The sequence below is a fragment of the Serratia silvae genome, from assembly GCF_023282985.1.
GTDB lineage: Bacteria > Pseudomonadota > Gammaproteobacteria > Enterobacterales > Enterobacteriaceae > Chania > Chania silvae.
The window spans coordinates 378,576-394,905 of the sequence record NZ_JAGQDC010000001.1 but is presented as its reverse complement, the minus strand read 5'-3'; the positions used below and the strand labels follow the sequence as shown (position 1 = coordinate 394,905).

17 protein-coding genes are annotated in these 16,330 nt (G+C 52.2%); 1 reads left to right on the top strand and 16 read right to left on the bottom strand.

The window, feature by feature from the left end:
* Window positions 1–100 precede the first annotated feature (100 nt).
* Complete coding sequence (locus tag KAJ71_RS01760) at window positions 101–676, top strand: tyrosine-type DNA invertase (RefSeq protein ID WP_074031653.1); 576 nt, start codon at window positions 101–103, stop codon at window positions 674–676.
* Between the two features lie 110 nt (window positions 677–786).
* On the opposite strand, the gene KAJ71_RS01755 is transcribed toward KAJ71_RS01760, so the two are convergent.
* The 16 genes from KAJ71_RS01755 to KAJ71_RS01680 all read right to left on the bottom strand — a co-directional run bounded on the left by KAJ71_RS01755 (window position 787) and on the right by KAJ71_RS01680 (window position 16,320).
* Entirely contained in the window at window positions 787–1,401 is a 615-nt protein-coding gene (locus KAJ71_RS01755; protein WP_248944097.1) for a helix-turn-helix domain-containing protein, read from the bottom strand.
* Window positions 1,401–2,063, bottom strand: coding sequence for a helix-turn-helix domain-containing protein (locus KAJ71_RS01750; RefSeq protein WP_248944096.1), 663 nt, complete (start codon window positions 2,061–2,063; stop codon window positions 1,401–1,403). The genes KAJ71_RS01755 and KAJ71_RS01750 overlap by 1 nt, the downstream gene beginning before the upstream one ends.
* Before the next feature lie 64 nt (window positions 2,064–2,127).
* Window positions 2,128–3,045, bottom strand: a complete 918-nt coding sequence (locus KAJ71_RS01745; protein ID WP_248944095.1) for a fimbrial protein — start codon at window positions 3,043–3,045, stop codon at window positions 2,128–2,130.
* A gap of 13 nt (window positions 3,046–3,058) precedes the next feature.
* The gene (gene fimG / locus KAJ71_RS01740) at window positions 3,059–3,565 is read right to left on the bottom strand and encodes a type 1 fimbrial minor subunit FimG (RefSeq protein ID WP_375540712.1); all 507 of its coding nucleotides are present in this window, start codon (window positions 3,563–3,565) and stop codon (window positions 3,059–3,061) included.
* A gap of 13 nt (window positions 3,566–3,578) precedes the next feature.
* Window positions 3,579–4,106, bottom strand: coding sequence for a type 1 fimbrial adaptor subunit FimF (fimF, locus tag KAJ71_RS01735; RefSeq protein WP_248944094.1), 528 nt, complete (start codon window positions 4,104–4,106; stop codon window positions 3,579–3,581).
* Window positions 4,103–6,772, bottom strand: coding sequence for a fimbrial biogenesis usher protein (locus KAJ71_RS01730; RefSeq protein ID WP_375540711.1), 2,670 nt, complete (start codon window positions 6,770–6,772; stop codon window positions 4,103–4,105). The genes fimF and KAJ71_RS01730 overlap by 4 nt, the downstream gene beginning before the upstream one ends.
* A gap of 196 nt (window positions 6,773–6,968) precedes the next feature.
* Window positions 6,969–7,652, bottom strand: coding sequence for a fimbria/pilus periplasmic chaperone (locus KAJ71_RS01725; RefSeq protein WP_248944158.1), 684 nt, complete (start codon window positions 7,650–7,652; stop codon window positions 6,969–6,971).
* A 111-nt stretch (window positions 7,653–7,763) separates the two neighbouring features.
* Entirely contained in the window at window positions 7,764–8,306 is a 543-nt protein-coding gene (locus tag KAJ71_RS01720; RefSeq protein WP_248944093.1) for a fimbrial protein, read from the bottom strand.
* Between the two features lie 77 nt (window positions 8,307–8,383).
* Complete coding sequence (fimA, locus tag KAJ71_RS01715; protein ID WP_248944092.1) at window positions 8,384–8,929, bottom strand: type 1 fimbrial major subunit FimA; 546 nt, start codon at window positions 8,927–8,929, stop codon at window positions 8,384–8,386.
* A gap of 393 nt (window positions 8,930–9,322) precedes the next feature.
* Entirely contained in the window at window positions 9,323–10,006 is a 684-nt protein-coding gene (locus KAJ71_RS01710; protein WP_248944091.1) for a tyrosine-type DNA invertase, read from the bottom strand.
* 595 nt (window positions 10,007–10,601) lie between these two features.
* Window positions 10,602–11,399, bottom strand: a complete 798-nt coding sequence (locus KAJ71_RS01705; protein ID WP_248944090.1) for an MrpH family fimbial adhesin — start codon at window positions 11,397–11,399, stop codon at window positions 10,602–10,604.
* 67 nt (window positions 11,400–11,466) lie between these two features.
* Entirely contained in the window at window positions 11,467–12,000 is a 534-nt protein-coding gene (locus KAJ71_RS01700; protein WP_248944089.1) for a fimbrial protein, read from the bottom strand.
* A gap of 9 nt (window positions 12,001–12,009) precedes the next feature.
* Complete coding sequence (locus KAJ71_RS01695) at window positions 12,010–12,492, bottom strand: fimbrial protein (RefSeq protein WP_248944088.1); 483 nt, start codon at window positions 12,490–12,492, stop codon at window positions 12,010–12,012.
* Between the two features lie 14 nt (window positions 12,493–12,506).
* Window positions 12,507–12,992, bottom strand: coding sequence for a fimbrial protein (locus tag KAJ71_RS01690; protein WP_248944087.1), 486 nt, complete (start codon window positions 12,990–12,992; stop codon window positions 12,507–12,509).
* 23 nt (window positions 12,993–13,015) lie between these two features.
* Window positions 13,016–13,771: a fimbria/pilus periplasmic chaperone gene (locus KAJ71_RS01685; RefSeq protein ID WP_248944086.1), complete on the bottom strand. Its 756-nt coding sequence runs from the start codon at window positions 13,769–13,771 to the stop codon at window positions 13,016–13,018.
* 14 nt (window positions 13,772–13,785) lie between these two features.
* Window positions 13,786–16,320 (bottom strand): outer membrane usher protein, encoded by a 2,535-nt coding sequence (locus KAJ71_RS01680; protein WP_248944085.1) that lies wholly within the window; start codon window positions 16,318–16,320, stop codon window positions 13,786–13,788.
* Window positions 16,321–16,330: the final 10 nt, after the last annotated feature.

Below are 16,330 nucleotides of genomic sequence, written 5' to 3'. Positions count from 1 at the left end.
CATTTTATTGCACCATTGGGATTTGAAAATGGTAAGTAAGAATTTTATTCTATTTAATGCTAACTCTGGCGTTTTTTAAGCGAAAGTATAGGAGTTTTCTTTGGTACAGCGTAAATTTCTCACTCTGACAGAAGTCCGCAACCTGATGAGTGCTGCCAGAAAGACACAAACTGGAGTACGAGATAGCTGTCTGATCCTACTGGCTTTCCGCCACGGGTTTCGTATCAGCGAGCTGCTGCGCCTGCGTTTTCGCGATCTTGAGATGGTCGAAGGACGGATAAATATACGCCGGCTTAAAAATGGCTTCTCTACCGTTCATCCCCTGATGAATGACGAATGCGAGGCAATCAGGGAGTGGAAGCAGCTCAGGGCCCAATGGAAACCAGGCGCAGACCCGGACATTATCTTTATTTCTCAGCGAGGAACCCAGTTATCGCGCGGTCAAGCCTGGCGCATTATTCGCCAGGCCGGCGAACTGGCAGGTACGGTCATCAATACGCATCCCCATATGCTACGCCATGCCTGCGGCTATGAACTGGCGGAAAGAGGCGCCGATACCCGCTTGATCCAGGATTATCTGGGGCACCGTAATATCCGCCATACCGTACGCTATACCGCCAGTAATGCGGCACGATTCGCTGGCATATGGGAAGCAGGTAAACGAAAAAACGGCTGAATCCGCCAGAGCAACCTTACTTTTTCGAGCACTATGCGGCAAACCATTCCTGCCACCGCCGGAGATCGCGTAACCAACGATCTCCAAACCTGGCTGTAACCGATATTTGACTATTGATTAAAACAGGCATAAAGCTCTACTTCACTCTCAATGCCAAGCTTTCCCATCATGTTGCGTTTATGCGCACTCACGGTCTTGACGCTGCGGGAAATCTTCTTCGCTATCTGCGAGATACTGAAGCCTTCCTGCAATAAGCTATAAACCTTTATTTCCGAACGGGAAAAAGGTCTGGCATCGACGTTGAATAGCCTAATCTCCTGCTCTCTACGCAAAGACGGACTGATAACAATATTGCCAGCCAAAACCCGATCGACCTGATTAACTAGCTGACGAATATCTTCAGATAGAGCAATATAGGATGCCCCAGGCAGGTAACCCGGGTAATCCAACACCTGTTGTCCAGGCACATCGGTCATAATCAGTAGCGGCTTGTCCTGCCTGACCGATTGAACAAATGACAGCAGCTTCACTCCCATAGTGATATTCTCATTCAGGCCATATAGCTCACTGACGATCAGATCAACATCAGATAAATCATCGTTAAACACCAAATCATAGATAGAGTGCGCCGGTACAATCTCAGCGTCGGGCAGCTTGCGCCTGAATAACTGATACAGGCCATGCCAGGTAACAATGCAGGGATGCATAATCATTATTTTTTTCATCACGTCTCACCACTCAGTCTGTTTATCTTGGTTAAATAAACCAGCCTACCCGCCAGCAGGTAGAGTTCCTCATTGGTTGTCATCTGTAACTTTCTAATGATCGATTTCTTTTGCGTACTGATGGTGCGTACATCTTTGCCAGTCACATTGGCGATAGCCGTAGCACTACGCCCGCGCAGTAAGGCCAGCGCAATTAATCTTTCCTGTTTACCTAATAAAGCCGCATTTTTCGGCACTTTGTCAGTCTGTTCGCTGCCAAAGCATTGGGTGATTTGATAGAGGTTAACCGGATCAATCAATACCGTATCCACCCCGAAAGCGTGGAGAAGTTGCACCATCCAGGCCATATCATGCTGCAACCAGATCACCGAGTTGGTTTTTAAATGATAACTGGCAATATCTGACAAAAAGGATAATAACGACAGATAGTCCATGCCACGAGATAATGAGCTAAACAAGATCACATCAGGTTTAAATTCATAAACTTTCTTTTTAGCATCGGTCAATTTGCTGACCCGGCAAAAACTTAACTCCGTGCGACCCGCATCACCCAGTAACCTTTGCAGCCCGATCCAATTGATCCTGGATGGCTCGACAACCAGAATTCGTTTGCGGTGTTCCGCTGCCACATGCTCGGCTTGATGATGATTTACCTGCTGCATTTTTCCTCCTAAATAACCGTGTTTAGTGCCGTTCCCCGGGCTGAGGTCGCGTTCAAAAGCACATTCAAGGATACAAAAAGGTCACACCCACCAAAGCCTTGACGTTACCGGCCACGACCTGACCCGTAGTGCGCGCATAGTTAGCGGTCAAATTCAAACTGACTGGCGAACTACCAACGGTGCCCAATGCAACATTCCTGTTGGTGGCGAGCACACCGTTACGGTTGGCAAGCTGAATGCCAACCCCCTGAGCCACCGGCGCTGATGCGGTGTTGGCAAAAATCGTGGATGCGGTATCCGTGGTTGCCCCGGTCAGATAATAGGCCAGGTTTTGGCGCTGAGCGCAGCGTACCGTCAACGGCACCGACACGGTTCCCGGATAATCCGGCAGGTTCACGGTGACATCACGGGACGAAACGTCACACCCCCCGGTAGGGATCACCACGCTATTATTGGCGTAGATATTCCATATATACGCGTGCGATTCCCCCACGTTATTGGTTTGATGCATGTTTAAAACCGCAATCAAAGAACCGTTGGTTATAGCCACTCCACCTGCGGTGCTGATAGGCGTGAGATAAAGTACGGCGGGCCATGGCGTCATGGTGGTCGTTCTATAAGTCACGGCCTTGGTTTCAGAGGTCGTCGGGAATGGGTAAGACGAACCGTCATAAACAAAGCTGCCGGTGAAATTTTCCAGCACACCGCCATAGGCCGAACCTCTTTGCAGAGAAACATAGTCTATTCGGCTATTTGGATAATCATTTCGGCAGGATATCTGGGTGGACAAATCAACAATCAGGTTTTGGCCCACCCCGATCTGCGGAGATAAAGTAACAAAGACGTCGGCGCTGCCACCGCCGATAGGAATGGTCGCACCAGCCGCCGTTCGGCAAGCAAAAGCATGAGCATTGGATGAATAGCCTATCACTAGCGCTGCTGCACCGAGATATTTCAGAAATACGCTGATTAAGTGTTTCATATGTTCTTCATCATCAGGAGTAGGTATAAGTCACGTTGATCAGGGATTGAATCGATCCCTGAGTCGCATTGCCTCCGGGCGTAATGGCCCTCACCTGCAAAATCAGGCTGGCAGCCAGCGATGCGTCATTCACCGCAACAGCTTTGGTACTGCCGTTGGGCAGATTCAGGCCGTTGCTATCGGCCAGTTGCAACGCAATATTGCGGGCCGCTCCCTGATTGGCGTAATAACTTCGGCTGCTATCGGCCGTGCCGGAAAAGGTCGCGGTTACCTTTGAGGTCCCCACCGGGCAGTTGGTGAGGTTCAACGTCACCGAATGCCATGGCGAAGTGGCACCAGCCGACAGCAGGTTGAAGGTATATAAATCCCCGAGATCTACCGTGGTAGATACGGTGGATACCGTGCAGGGTTTTGCCACCACCTTACCGTTGATGGTGATGTTGACATCGGCCGCATGCGCTCTGGATAGCACCATCATCAGTAACCCTCCAGCGATCAGACCAAGCTTTGTTGTGTTCATCCTTTGTCTCCGGTTACTGAAATTCCAGGGTAAAGTTTGCCGTCGCGCTGACCAGCCCGGCAGTAACCGGGGTACGGGTCGCCATCAGGCGCGCAGAGAAATGCAGCGTATTGGATTGCCCCGCGGTGAGGGTTGACCAGTTCAGCATGCTCGATACGTCATTGAGCGCAATGGCATTCCCGCTGCTATCGAGGATCTGTATTCCCATGCCACCCGCCGCGCCCCCCCCACCGTCAAGCTTCAGCAAGGTGGTATTGTCGCTGTCGGCCCCTCCCGTGAACCCCACTTTCACCGCAATCGCCGAGCCGCCACATTTATCGAACACGATACTGAACGGTACCATCGGTGTAGTCGCACCGACCTGATGCAACTGCTTGGCCGCATTGCTCAGCAAATCCACCACAAAGTTTTGTGAACCCGGCGCTACGGAGCAGGCATTGTCTTTAACGTAGCCGGTAATGGAGATCGTGCTGTCCGCTGCTTGAACTATCCTGGAGCTGGCCAACGCCAGCAGACACAGGATATAAAGTTGCTTTCTCATCGCTCGCCTCTCCCGCCCGTCGGCATAGTTCGGCATAGTGCCGTTAGATAGCTAAGTGCCTTTAGCTGGCTTTCCGGTGGCAGTTGGTAACTCGCCACACACTGTTCGGTTGCGCCCTCGCCCCATTTGGCTTTCACCTCGCCACTTGGCGGCAACCCGGTCAGATACACCTGCCCGCCGTCGGCGACAATGCTGCCAGAACGGCCATTATCGAAAGACACCACCGAGCCGAATGGCAGCGGTTGCCCGTTATAGGTCAGCGTCATCAGCACCTTCAGCCCGACATGGGTTTTAAAATCGGCCAACACCACCGCACCATGATTCGGCACTACGCTGACCACCGCCTCATCCAGCTCGACGTTGTTTGCCAGCGTATTGGGGTTCAGCGCCACGCGGTTTTCCCGGTAATCCATGGCAAACGGCAGTACGGCATATCCCCGATGGTCGGTACGGATCCCGCTCTGGTTTTCCACCGACACGTTGCCCGCCCCCGGCGCTTTAACCAGGATCAGGGTGTCGTTTAGCGGTTGGCTCAGGGTGATGCCATTCTCATGCGCCAACACGCCACCGCTCAGCCCGTAATACAGTTGGTTGTAACCATTGCTGCGGCTGTAGCCCACGTTGGCATTGCCAGAAGCCCCCCGATAGGTCAGCGCTGCGTTACCGGTCCCTCCCGAAGTTCCCTCCCCGCCGCCGGTGTAACCGGCCTGCACGTTGTAACTCAGGTTGTTGTCATCCAGTAACGTGCCATACACCCCCGCCTGATTGGTCATTCTGCCGTTCAGATCGTCAGACATGCTGTAGCTGACGCTGGAACGTCTGAAAGCCGACTGGCTGTCGGAACGCAACCAATGGCTGAACGGGATGCTGATGTTGAACGCCAGCATATTGTCGCGCCCGTCCTGCCAGGCATTTTTGGTCAGGCTGTAGCTGAGGGTATAAGTGATATCCTCCAACGTGCCGCTGTAACCGGCCTGCAGTTGTTCATCCGCCTTGCCGATCCCCCAATAAGTCTGATGGCTGCCGGTCAGATAAAGGGTCGCATTGTCAGCCACCTGCTGAGTCACCGTCATCTGCAACCGCCCACGCTTGTTGTAGGCCAGATTGAAGTAATCGGTGAGTTTCGGGGTGATCTGGACAATGCCTTCATCGGTTGCCGTGCTGTAACCGCTCATCTGGCCCCAGGTGGTGTCAGCCAGGCTGTAATAGCCGCTGGTGGAATAGCGATAACCAACCAGTTGCAGGTTGGTACCCCACTCGTTCAATGCCTTGTTATAAAGGAAGCGCAGCGATTGCCCCTGATGGGTACTATCATCCGGTAAGGTGGCGCGAGCCTGAGTAATGTCCAGCGATACGGCGCCGAGAATGCCCAGGTCTTTACTGACCCCAAGGTTGAACGCCTGATAGCGATCAGCAAGTTGGCTTCCGCCGGACAGCGTCCAGCCATCTGCCACCCCCCACATCAGCGTACCCTGGCCAAAAGTCGGTTTTTCTTGCCGATCGTTGCCGCTACGATACTGCCCCACCATCACCGAATATCTCACCTGCCCTTGGCGCAGCAGCCCCGGCACCGACGCATAGGGCACGGTAAATACCTGTGCCGTGCCATCCGCCTCCTGAATGCTGACCTGCAAATCGCCGCCGTTGCCAGCGCCAGAAAGATCGTCGATGGTAAATGGCCCCGGTGGCACCGTGGCTTGGTAAACCTCAAACCCGTTCTGCCTGACCGTGACTCTGGCGGTGCCGCGAGCAATGCCGTGGATCACGGGAGCAAACCCCCGCTGGCTTTCTGGCAACATATTGTCATCCGTCGCCACCTGCACACCGCGGAAGTTGATACCATCAAACACGTCCCCAGAGGTATAGCCGTCGCCCAGCGTCAAACGGCTCCGCAGAGGCGCAATATCCCGCTGCAAATAGGTATTAACGTGCTGCCAGCGGTTTTGATTGGCAGAGCCACTGCCGCCGCTGGAGTAACTCCAGGTAGTATTATCCCGCAGCCGCCAGGCGCCCAGATTCACGCCGCTTTGCAGGTTAAGGAAGGCATAATTGCTGGTGCTCGACTGGCTGCTACGGACATTACTGCCAGTGAAGCTGTAATTGAGTAACCCGGCAGTGATGCCGTTTTGCCATTGGTCAGGCGGGATATAGCCACGAGCAAGATTACCCATGAAAGCCTGAGGAATGCTGATAGACAGGCGCTGCCGCCCGACGTCAAAATCAGTGGAGGCTTCTTTGATCATCGAGGTTAATGGCACACAGGCTTCTGCTGCCAATACGGCCATTCCAGGGATCGCCCGAGTATTGACACCCATTGCAGCTAACTGGCTGCGGGTCAGACAAGGCACCAGGGTCTGCTGATCGGTATCGGCGCGGAAAGAGACATCCCGGGTAGACATAAATCCGTCATTCATATAAATGTCGACGCGATAAATGCCCGGAGGTGCTTCCAATCCCTTTTCGAAACCGGACAGATCGGCTACCTTCGCCGGATCGTCAGCCAGAAAACGAGGGTTAAAATAATTTTCCGCACGAGCTGACATACCACCACATAACGCCAGCAACATCACTGCCAAAGGCGTTAACGTCCGCTTAAAAATGCTGGCATCCTGGTGGTTTTCTTTCATCACTCTGCGACTTTCCGTGCCGTTTTTCAGGTATAGCATGATCCCTCCGGTTCGATACAGGTCGCCCGGCTGCCTGATTTATCTGGTTATATACCCAAAGGATTTCGAGTTGCAGCGAGGCGACAAGCTTACTCATCCCCAGGCGCTTACTTTTCGTAAGTGACTGGGGTGAGTAAGTGCAGGTAACAACGCTGCAGCTTGAAAGACGACGGGTAATAGATGGTGGCTACGTGCCTTACTGCATCACACCTTTAAGCACCGGCGTCTGGGCACCGTAATCGTTAATCGTCCGATAGCTAATAGTGCTGCCTGCATCGGCGGGGAGTGCAACATTGGTCGACCCCATAGGTGACACCATGGTGTTTGCCAGCCGCCGCGTGCCAGCATTCAACTCGCTCAGCGTGATGAAATAGGGGGTGGGATTGACGACCGTCAGTTCATTGCCGCTACGTTTAAAACGCAATTGCTCCGGCGCTTTATCTGGCGCAATATTGAGCCCATTAGGCCGATAAAACAGTTTTATACGGCTGGTAATAGCCAATTGCAGGGTGTTCTCTTCCTTGCGTGATTTGTCCAGCGATGGGATGGCTTTAACATTGACCCAGAACAGGCTTTCCCGATCCTTCGGCAAGCTTTGATTCGTCGCATCAATAATGCGTAAGGTGTTCTCTTTTTTTCCCTGCATCAAATACAACGGTGGGGTAATCACCAGCCGGCCATCTTTTTGACCGTCGGCATTTTCTACCCAGGATTGGATCAAAAAGGTGCCTTTCTCATCGTTATTGCTGACCCCCAGAGTCACCTGCTTCTGATCGGCAGGATAAATCACCCGGGTCGCGCCTAGGCCAACCCCGGCGTTGGCCATGCCTAAATGCCCCGCAGCCAACAGCAGCAATACGGACATGACCTTTCCACCCATCGTTGTTGTTTTCACTTTTACCTCATCCATCAGGATCTGACCTCCATAGCACTGCACGGCCAAGGGCCAGGAATTACGCAGCACTATTACTTTTCATCTTGCGGCCAAGGCCTACTGATAAGTCAGCGCGAACCATGCCTGAGCGTTAGCCAAACCATCGTTCACCGGCTGTCCGGTGGCACGATATTTCGCCACGAAATGCAGGATCAACGGCCCCTCTTGCAATGACACCCAGTACCGCGGCGCAGTATTGAGTGGAATAAATTGCCCTCTGACGTCGAACAACGCCACGGCGACGCCAGAGGCGATACCTGGCCCGTCTCCAACAGAAAGTACCTGCGAATTATTACGGTCTGCCATGCCATGGAACATGACCCCCACGTTGCGGCTGACTGCGGTATTGCAGTTTTGCAGATGCAAATCAAAGGGGACTGAGCCGGACTCATCGCCCGCCATACGAAACCGGTCAGTGGTGATATGCCCCATCGACACTGTCAGATTGCGATCGCCGGTTTCAACCGAACAGGTTTCCGCGATCACTTCCCCCTGAAAGCGCATCAAGCCACCGGTAGGTTTGTCCCCCCCACGATCATCAGCAATGGCCTGCGCCCCCAGTAACAGCGTTAACAGCAGTCCCGCTCCCATTCTCCACATCGCACGCTCCTTGCCTCCAGTAGCTGAAAACAGGCCTCCCTGGCCTAAAATAATCATCCTTGATGGATTAATTCAGCTTACTGATACTGCACCTTGAAAGTCGCGTCAGCATTGGCAATACCGGCAGTGGCAACGCCGGTCGCGATATAACGAGCCTGGAATGGAACAATTACGGTACCATCAGAGAGCGTAGTAGCCGCACTGAAGGTAGCGCCATCAACCGCTAACGCAGTACCGGTACGGTCAAGGATCTGAATACCGACATTGGTTGCGTTACCCGCAGCAGAGCCTTGCAGGGCCAGCGCGGTATTATAGGTGCTGCTAACTGCCGTACCGCTGAAAGCAACAGCGGCCTGAGTAGCGACGGTGGAATCACAATCATTCAGTTGAATATTGAACCCGATAGAGGAACTGGTATTACCGGCGGTAGCCAAAGTGGTGCTTTTAACCTGCCCCAATTCTACTGTCTGGCCAATAGAACCCGCGTCCACGGCACAGGCCGCATTAACAACTTCACCTTTGAAATGGACAGTGCCACCGTTGACGGTAGTCGTAGCCGCATTAGCGACGCCAACCAGAGAAAGAACTGCGGCAATACCAGCAACCAGTGATTTGATTTTCATACTGTTTTCCTTTGAACACATAATGTTTCATAACCATGAAAAAGTGTGGAGGTCGATTCCCCTGGTGGGCAACCGCACAGACTTCATTTCTACTCACGGCCGGACCTCCCTATTCCGTTCAGTTTTCGCCATCAACATGAGACATTTGGGGCTATTTTGTCGCACCCTATAAAAAAACGGTAGATTAATGAATGGTGAATTAATTGACTATTTTTAATATTTAAATCCAGGAACAAAAACATTAAATGCTTTGTAATAATAATTTAATTGTGAACCAGGTAGGATTGGCGATTAGCAGCAGAGAATTTATACCATGACCAAATTGCAGGGGGGGAAGAGGTCGTTCTGGGGAGGTAAAAAAATAAGCTTATTTATCATTATGATAAAATGCAATTAAGGAATATTCCAACATGAGGTATTGCAAAATCTTAGCGAACATTGAAGAATTAGGAACAGTTTAGCCCCAATTGTTTCATCCTGCATCTTATTATTTAACAGTAAATCCTTTATAACCAACCCATTACGCTCCCACATCCCGACAAAGCGCGCCGCATTGCTGGCGGTGTAACGTACCGTATGCCGGATGTTACGATGCCCCAGATAATCCTGAATCAAGCGGGTATCTGTGCCCCTTTCCGCCAGCTCATAACCGCAGGCATGGCGCAGCATATGGGGATGCGTATGGGTAGCGGTGCCCGCCAGTTCCCCAGCCTGACGAATAATGCGCCAAGCCTGACCGCGCGATAGTTGGGTGCCACGTTGGGAGATAAAAACAATCTCCGGATCCACGGCAGGCTTCCACTGCGCCCTGACCTGGTTCCACTCCATAATCGCCTTGCATTCATCACTCATCAGAGGATGAACGGTAGAGAATCCATTCTTAAGTCGGCGTATATTTATCCTCCCTTCCATCATTTCCAGGTCGTGGTAACGCAGGTTCAACAACTCGCTGATACGAAACCCGTGGCGGAAGGCAAGCAGGATCAGGCAACTGTCCCGTACCCCGGTCTGTTTATTCCGGGCAGCACTCATCAGGTTGTTAACCTCTGTGAGAGTGAGAAATTTACGTTGTGCCACAAAAAACTCCTATTGCAATTTTGCTGGATATGACTCGCTCAACAATGAATAAAATCTGCCGTTGACGGATCGCTTAAAGCATAGCCTATTGCGATGAATGATTACCAAATAAAAATAGTTTTTATCGTCAAGCGACTAAAATATAAAACAACTACAAGACCATAAGAATTTAAAGATTTGTTTTCCACGCCCATAGAAATGAGATTTATCTCATAAAAAGTGCATTTTGCAAGCAAAACCAGCACTGGCCTGCCGCATCCCACCAAAGTGAGGATATCTCTTAGTCACCCTGCTAGATAAAAATGAGCTAAATAGAATTTTAAAATTTGTAATAAGATGAAAATACCGTCACGCTGTTTCGCTAATCAATTGTTCGTCATGCTATTTTTGAACGACCCGAATGTCACATTAACCCTGACGGTAATACAATTACTAATTACGTTTAACTGGCTTATTGATTGGGAAGTTCAGAGAAGGAAAGGCAGACAAGCGGTAATAAGAACCCGGCCGATTGGCGATCGTGGAACAGGCCGGAAACGGCTGAAGACATCAGCCCGCAAAACGCGGGCTGACGATTACCATCAAGGTTGATTCGTTAAAGGATATCCACATTAATCACTGCCGAGCCACGGAAAGCACCGCCCGCCAGAGTACCGTTAACCTTCAACACGGAAGAGATGGGTACGGCCATCGTTTGGTTGGCGGCGATCTTTTCAAGACTACCGACATTTGCAGGCTGGTCACGCACAAACACTTCTGCCGCCAGTGAGCCATCCGTTCGTAGCTTGACACCGGTGGAGGCCGTATAGCCGATCAACGTTACTTTTACTGTGGCGCTGGAGGTGCAGCGAACGTACAAATCCGAGCTTTTTTTCAATCCCGGCACGCTATTGGCCTGAATATCCCCATAGCTGATGTCTACCGAGCTGCCAACCAGTGAACAGGAAGGACCTGGCGGTGGCTGAGGTTTCCACCCATCACCGGTCCCTCTGGTATGTTCGAGAGTAACGCTGACAGAAGGACCATCAGCAGGCCGCCTGTTGACCTCTTGACCCAGACCGAAGAAATACTCTTCCCCGGCCTTCAGTGTTATCGTGATAGGGAGTGTTCTCGTCAAAACCTCACTACAGTTTCCACTTGCCACCCCCGGCGCTGAGGCAATCAACCGCTGATACATACCCGTGGAGGTCATGAGTATGGCGTAAAAATTCACTGTCGTACCGATTTTACAGCTCGTGGTGGATCCAGCGATCCCATCAGGCTGAGCACTAATGGTTAATTGCTTTGGCCCCGTCCAGCTCACATCAATCCCGGCGGTGTAACCGCATACAGGCATCAACAGGCCAACGATAACGGCGGTTTTTTTAAGCAGTGCTGTGCCTATTAACTTCATTTCTGTTCCTTATTGCTCTGCGCTGTTGCTGATTAGCCCCTTCACAGAGGCCAAGCGGCATCAGCCATTAGTCATAGGTCAATGCAAAGGTCATGCTGGCACTGAAAGGACCGCGGTTAATGGTTTTGTTGGTAATCGCGTCTGGCTCACCTTGCACATAGGCCATCATGCGCAGGTAGTTGCCTCCTGCCGCTAACGGGTAGCGATGAGTGCCTAACTTATTCAATGGCAAAGGATCGCCATTTGCCGACTGAATACCAATGCCAATCCCGGATGCCTGGCTGGATGCATCCAGCGCCAGTAACCCAGGTAATGCGGGATTCTCAACGCCAGTGAACGTGACCTGCACCGTTTTGCCCAGCGTCAGATCGCAGTTGCTCAAGTGCAGTTTGAATTCTCTGCTGCTGGTTTTATGATCGCTATACAACTGCTTATCAATCACCGTGCCAAAATCCAGTTGGACAGTTTCCTCACCCGGCGCAATGACACAAGGTTCCGCCACCAGCGTGCCATGCAAGCGCATATTATTAGCCGCCTGCACGTCCAAACTCAGCGCAAGTAGAGCGAAGGTGGCACATAAATATCCCAGAATTTGCCGCATATCAGCTCCTTATTGGTATTCCGCAAGCAGCGTCGCCGTAACTTCAAACGCCCCCTCAGTCAGCTCTGTGCCTGGTTTTTTAACCGGCACGGCTTCTAACATCGGTGGATTTTGCGGGTTGATAGCGATAGGCGTATCTAGCTCAAACGGCAAACCGTTCTGGTATATCTTGATACCCAGATTGGTAATATTGGTTTGTAGCGTTGCCCGCTCGAAAGCGGCGGTTGGACCAATCAGCGTCAGCGCCATGCTCCATGCAGGTCCCGCCGTACAATCAAGCACGTAATGAATTTGCCTGCGGTGGTTCACCCCATCCACGCTCTTGACACCGATCTTGTCAAAAGGCACGTCGATGTCGTTGCCGTTATTGACCAGACAAGGAGGTGGCTCAATCAACGTACCTCTAAAGCTCATATTTTCTGCTGCTTGCGACGGGCTTATGGCCAGCAGAGCAAACGATAGCAATAGTGACATCCTTGCAATCGATCTCATTCCTTTCTCCCGTTTCACTGGTAGTCGATCACCATCGTGGCTCCCGCCGTAAAAGGACCGCCGCTGAGGGTGGTCCCTGGGCGCTTCACTAAGGTGGCAAACAGCTTTGGCTGATTAGGCAAGGTGAAATTCAGCCAGCTATTCACCGGCATTGCCTGGCTGTCATTCGTCAAGGCAATCCCCAGATCGCCTTTCGAAGTATACAGAGCACCAGCAAAACCGGCGTCCACACCCACGATCCGCATTTTTAACGCGTTGGTATTACCAGCCGAACATTCCAATGTGTAAGGCACCGGCTGGCGATAATTGATACCATCAACCCGGGTCGTCATCACCTCGTTGGTAAAATCCACCGTGATGAGTTGATCCCCGTTAATCACGCAGGGTGGTGGCAGTAAAATATTGCCCGAGATAGTCAGGTTGGACGTCGCGGCAATGGCCGCAGACATGCCCAAAACCAGTACCAAGCCTGCTAGCCCCGTCGAAATTTTCCACGGCATAGGTCACCTCTGTTGCGCGTCGGCTATGAGTTACGTTTGCCAGGTTCTGCCTGACAGGTATCACCAGCACAGCGGAAAATAAGCTCCGGGCGACCGCCGAAGTCATTCACGTAGGTCAACACCGGGGCGCTGCCTAACGCGCTAACGCTGGCGGTTAACGGCGCATTGGACTTGGGTGGCACCATCAACGGAGTAAACCCTTTGGCGCTCTGGCCACCTTTGGTGGTGCTAGCCTCAACGATGGTGATGTAATACGGCGTTGGGTTGTTGACCACATAGCGATCGCCTTGGCGCGTCAGCGTCATTTGTTCCTGCCACGGCGTACTCATCTGCTCCTTGGTCGGTTCAATCGCCCGCGGGCGATAGAACAGTTTAATGCGTGTTTGCAACGCAATTTGCAGCGTGTTCGGCTTGTCACTGCGCGGTGGGATTTCACGCAGGTTGAAATAAAACAGCGATTCACGATCCTGCGGTAATTGCTGTAAAGCAGGCAGCCCCTGCACTTTCACCTGGCTTTTAGCAGCGGGCTCAATACGCTGCACCGGCGGCAGAACGATCAGCGGGCTGGTGATCTTATTACCCTGCTCATCCTCAATCCACCCCTGGGCCAGATAAGGCAGGTGCTTGTTTTCATTGCTGACGTTCATGCTGACAGACTTGCTGGAAGCGTTATAAATCACCCGAGTACGATCCAAGGCAATCGCCGCATTGGCCTGTGAGGTAAAGATGGCCAGCAGCAATGCGCCAGCGGTTAATAAATGTGTTGTCGTTAATTTCATCAGTCTTTTTCCGTTCAGCTTCTGTTTTCCGTTACCGGATTTTCCCCAGCGGCGATTGGCCGACAAGGCAGCAGTAAATTCTGTGTCCCGTTCTGTGGGATATGCATTGGCAGCGTTATTTCGCACTGGGTGATGCCATTCCAATTGGTGGTCATCCTGGCTCCGGGCTGAATGCCGCTCAGGTAAACGCTGCCGTCATCGTTGATAATGCCAACGTCCCGCTTCTTGCTATTTTGTACCGTGGCACCGAAAGGCGGTGATGTCCCATCAGCCAAACGAACTACCGCCATCGCTTTTTCACCGGCAACCACTTCAAACCGGCGCAAACCAATCGCCCCTTCGGTCAATGTCGCCTGCTGCACCGAGCTGATCGCTTCAGTCTTGTCGTCCAGCGCGTTCAGATCGATGCTGAGTTGGTTGCGGTAGTAGCTGTTGATGTCCGCCACCACGGCTTTACCAAAGCGGTTGGATAAGGTGGTTGAGCCATAGCCGCGCAGAGGAACACCTGCGACCCCGTCGGTATCCAATAAAATGCGCGTTCCGCCTGGCATGCCAATCCGGTGCAGAGCTGCCCCTTCCGCGGTCGCCGTCATGCCACCTTGCAGCGACATGCCCAGAGAACTGGAGCGCCCAGCTTGATAACCCGCGTTGGCGCTCACTTGTGCGTTATTGCCCAAGTGGGTGTAGTAACCGCTGGCAACCGCACCTTGACGGGCACTACCCGCACTGATCTGATAAGAGTCGGCGTTATTCACGCGGCCGAAATAGCCCACCTGGTGAGTATTTTCATTGCGATCCCATGACCCGCTGTAGGTGATGGAACCGGAGTGGCTCCAGGGAATGGTGATCGCCAGATACATGCCGTCGTCGTTGGTGCCGTTAAATTTGTTACGATAGGCGGTCAACGAGAGGTTAAGATCCTTGAACTTCCCCAGATCGAAGTATCTCGCCAGCGACAGGTTATAATGATCGTTGGCACTGTCATTCCAATAGGTCTGGTGGCTGTAATTAATAAAAGTGCTCAGGCCCAGATCGACAAATTGCTTATTGAACGTAACGGTATACATCTCCTTGCTGCTCTGAGCGCGGTAACCGGTAGTCCGAGCGTCCAAAAATTCGCTCATGTTCATGAAGTTGCGTTCGGAGAAGCGATAGCCGGCAAAAGTCACCTGGCTGTCATAATCGTCAAAACGTTTGGAATAACTGAGGCGGTAAGAGTTACCAAACAGCGATCCCTGCTGCGGTAAATTAGCCCTGGATTGGGTGACATCGAACGACAGAGCGCCCAGCATCATTAGATCGCGGCCAACCCCGAGCGCCAACGCGTTATAGTCGTCGCTCCCCACGCCGCCACCGTACAGTGACCAGCCGTTGCTAACCCCCCAGGAGAATTCGCCGGTAGAGAACAGTGACCCGGTAACGTTGTGTTTCCAATCGGTCGGCCGTCCTGCTGCGAGTTTATAGCGCAACGAACCTGGACGGGTCAGATAAGGGATGCTGGCGGTGTTCACAGAGAACTCCTGCACGCTGCCATCCTGCTCCTCAACGCGAACCTGTAGTTGGCCGGACACCGCATCATTTAAATCCTGAATGCGGTACGGGCCTGGAGCGACCTGAGTTTCATACAACACGCGGCCCTGCTGGCTGATAGTCACTTTGGCGTTGCTTTTGGCTACGCCACTCACTTCTGGGGCATAGCCGCGCAGGTTCGGTGGCAGCATGTTGTCATCGGTATTGAGCGTGACGCCGGTGAAGCGGAAGCTGTCGAAAATATCGGAATTAAGAAAATTCTCCCCCACCGTCAGGCGGGCAAGCAGCTTGGGTAAGGCGCGATAAGCGTAATAACGGCTCCAGTCCAGGCTATTTTCGCCGTTGCTACCAGACTGATTCTTCATCTGCAACTGCCAATCGGCGCGCAGACGCCAAGAGCCAAGGTTGGCCCCGGTGGTCCCATTACCACTCAGGCTATAGGCCTGATCCTGGTGCTGCTGGCGCGAGGTCAGGAAATTCAGGTTGTAGTCAAACAACACACCTGGAATACCATTATCCCAACGGGAAGGCGGATCCCAATCCTCAGAACTGTATTCAAGATAGGCTTGCGGCACGCTGAGCTGCAGGGACGAAGTCGCCAAGTCGCCTCGAGCCATCAATCCTGGGATACTTTTTAGATCGATACATTGCCGATCGTTTTCCCAGACAATGTTCTTGAGCACGTTGTCTCTCAGGCCAAACAGATCGATCAGTTCAGGCGTCAGGCAAGGTAAGCTGCTTTTAGGGTCTTCTTCAGATGGGGCGAAGGTGATTGGACGCTCCGCTATTTGCTGCCGGTTGAGAAACACCGCCATGGTGTAAGTCCCTGGCATAATATAGCCACCACGGGAGAAATGGCTGAGATCGAGATTTTCCCGATCTTTTATATCCAACACATCAGTATTGAACTGGATATCATCTGCGGCATGAGTAAGATAAACCGGGCTTCCCAGCGATAAGGCAATACAGACCCACAATCCGCGCAGCCGGAAAGTAGAATTCGCAACAGGTTTGGCCATCGATAAAATT

Bases quoted from the DNA above. Each gene is read 5' to 3' on its own strand.
- KAJ71_RS01720 (WP_248944093.1), bottom strand. From the start codon at position 8,306: ATGTGGAGAATGGGAGCGGGACTGCTGTTAACGCTGTTACTGGGGGCG.
- KAJ71_RS01750 (WP_248944096.1), bottom strand. From the start codon at position 2,063: ATGCAGCAGGTAAATCATCATCAAGCCGAGCATGTGGCAGCGGAACAC.
- KAJ71_RS01725 (WP_248944158.1), bottom strand. From the start codon at position 7,652: ATGGGTGGAAAGGTCATGTCCGTATTGCTGCTGTTGGCTGCGGGGCAT.
- KAJ71_RS01685 (WP_248944086.1), bottom strand. From the start codon at position 13,771: ATGAAATTAACGACAACACATTTATTAACCGCTGGCGCATTGCTGCTG.
- KAJ71_RS01700 (WP_248944089.1), bottom strand. From the start codon at position 12,000: ATGCGGCAAATTCTGGGATATTTATGTGCCACCTTCGCTCTACTTGCG.
- fimG (WP_375540712.1), bottom strand. From the start codon at position 3,565: ATGAACACAACAAAGCTTGGTCTGATCGCTGGAGGGTTACTGATGATG.
- KAJ71_RS01695 (WP_248944088.1), bottom strand. From the start codon at position 12,492: ATGAGATCGATTGCAAGGATGTCACTATTGCTATCGTTTGCTCTGCTG.
- KAJ71_RS01755 (WP_248944097.1), bottom strand. From the start codon at position 1,401: ATGAAAAAAATAATGATTATGCATCCCTGCATTGTTACCTGGCATGGC.
- fimF (WP_248944094.1), bottom strand. From the start codon at position 4,106: ATGAGAAAGCAACTTTATATCCTGTGTCTGCTGGCGTTGGCCAGCTCC.
- fimA (WP_248944092.1), bottom strand. From the start codon at position 8,929: ATGAAAATCAAATCACTGGTTGCTGGTATTGCCGCAGTTCTTTCTCTG.
- KAJ71_RS01730 (WP_375540711.1), bottom strand. From the start codon at position 6,772: ATGCTATACCTGAAAAACGGCACGGAAAGTCGCAGAGTGATGAAAGAA.
- KAJ71_RS01680 (WP_248944085.1), bottom strand. From the start codon at position 16,320: ATGGCCAAACCTGTTGCGAATTCTACTTTCCGGCTGCGCGGATTGTGG.
- KAJ71_RS01745 (WP_248944095.1), bottom strand. From the start codon at position 3,045: ATGAAACACTTAATCAGCGTATTTCTGAAATATCTCGGTGCAGCAGCG.
- KAJ71_RS01705 (WP_248944090.1), bottom strand. From the start codon at position 11,399: ATGAAGTTAATAGGCACAGCACTGCTTAAAAAAACCGCCGTTATCGTT.
- KAJ71_RS01690 (WP_248944087.1), bottom strand. From the start codon at position 12,992: ATGCCGTGGAAAATTTCGACGGGGCTAGCAGGCTTGGTACTGGTTTTG.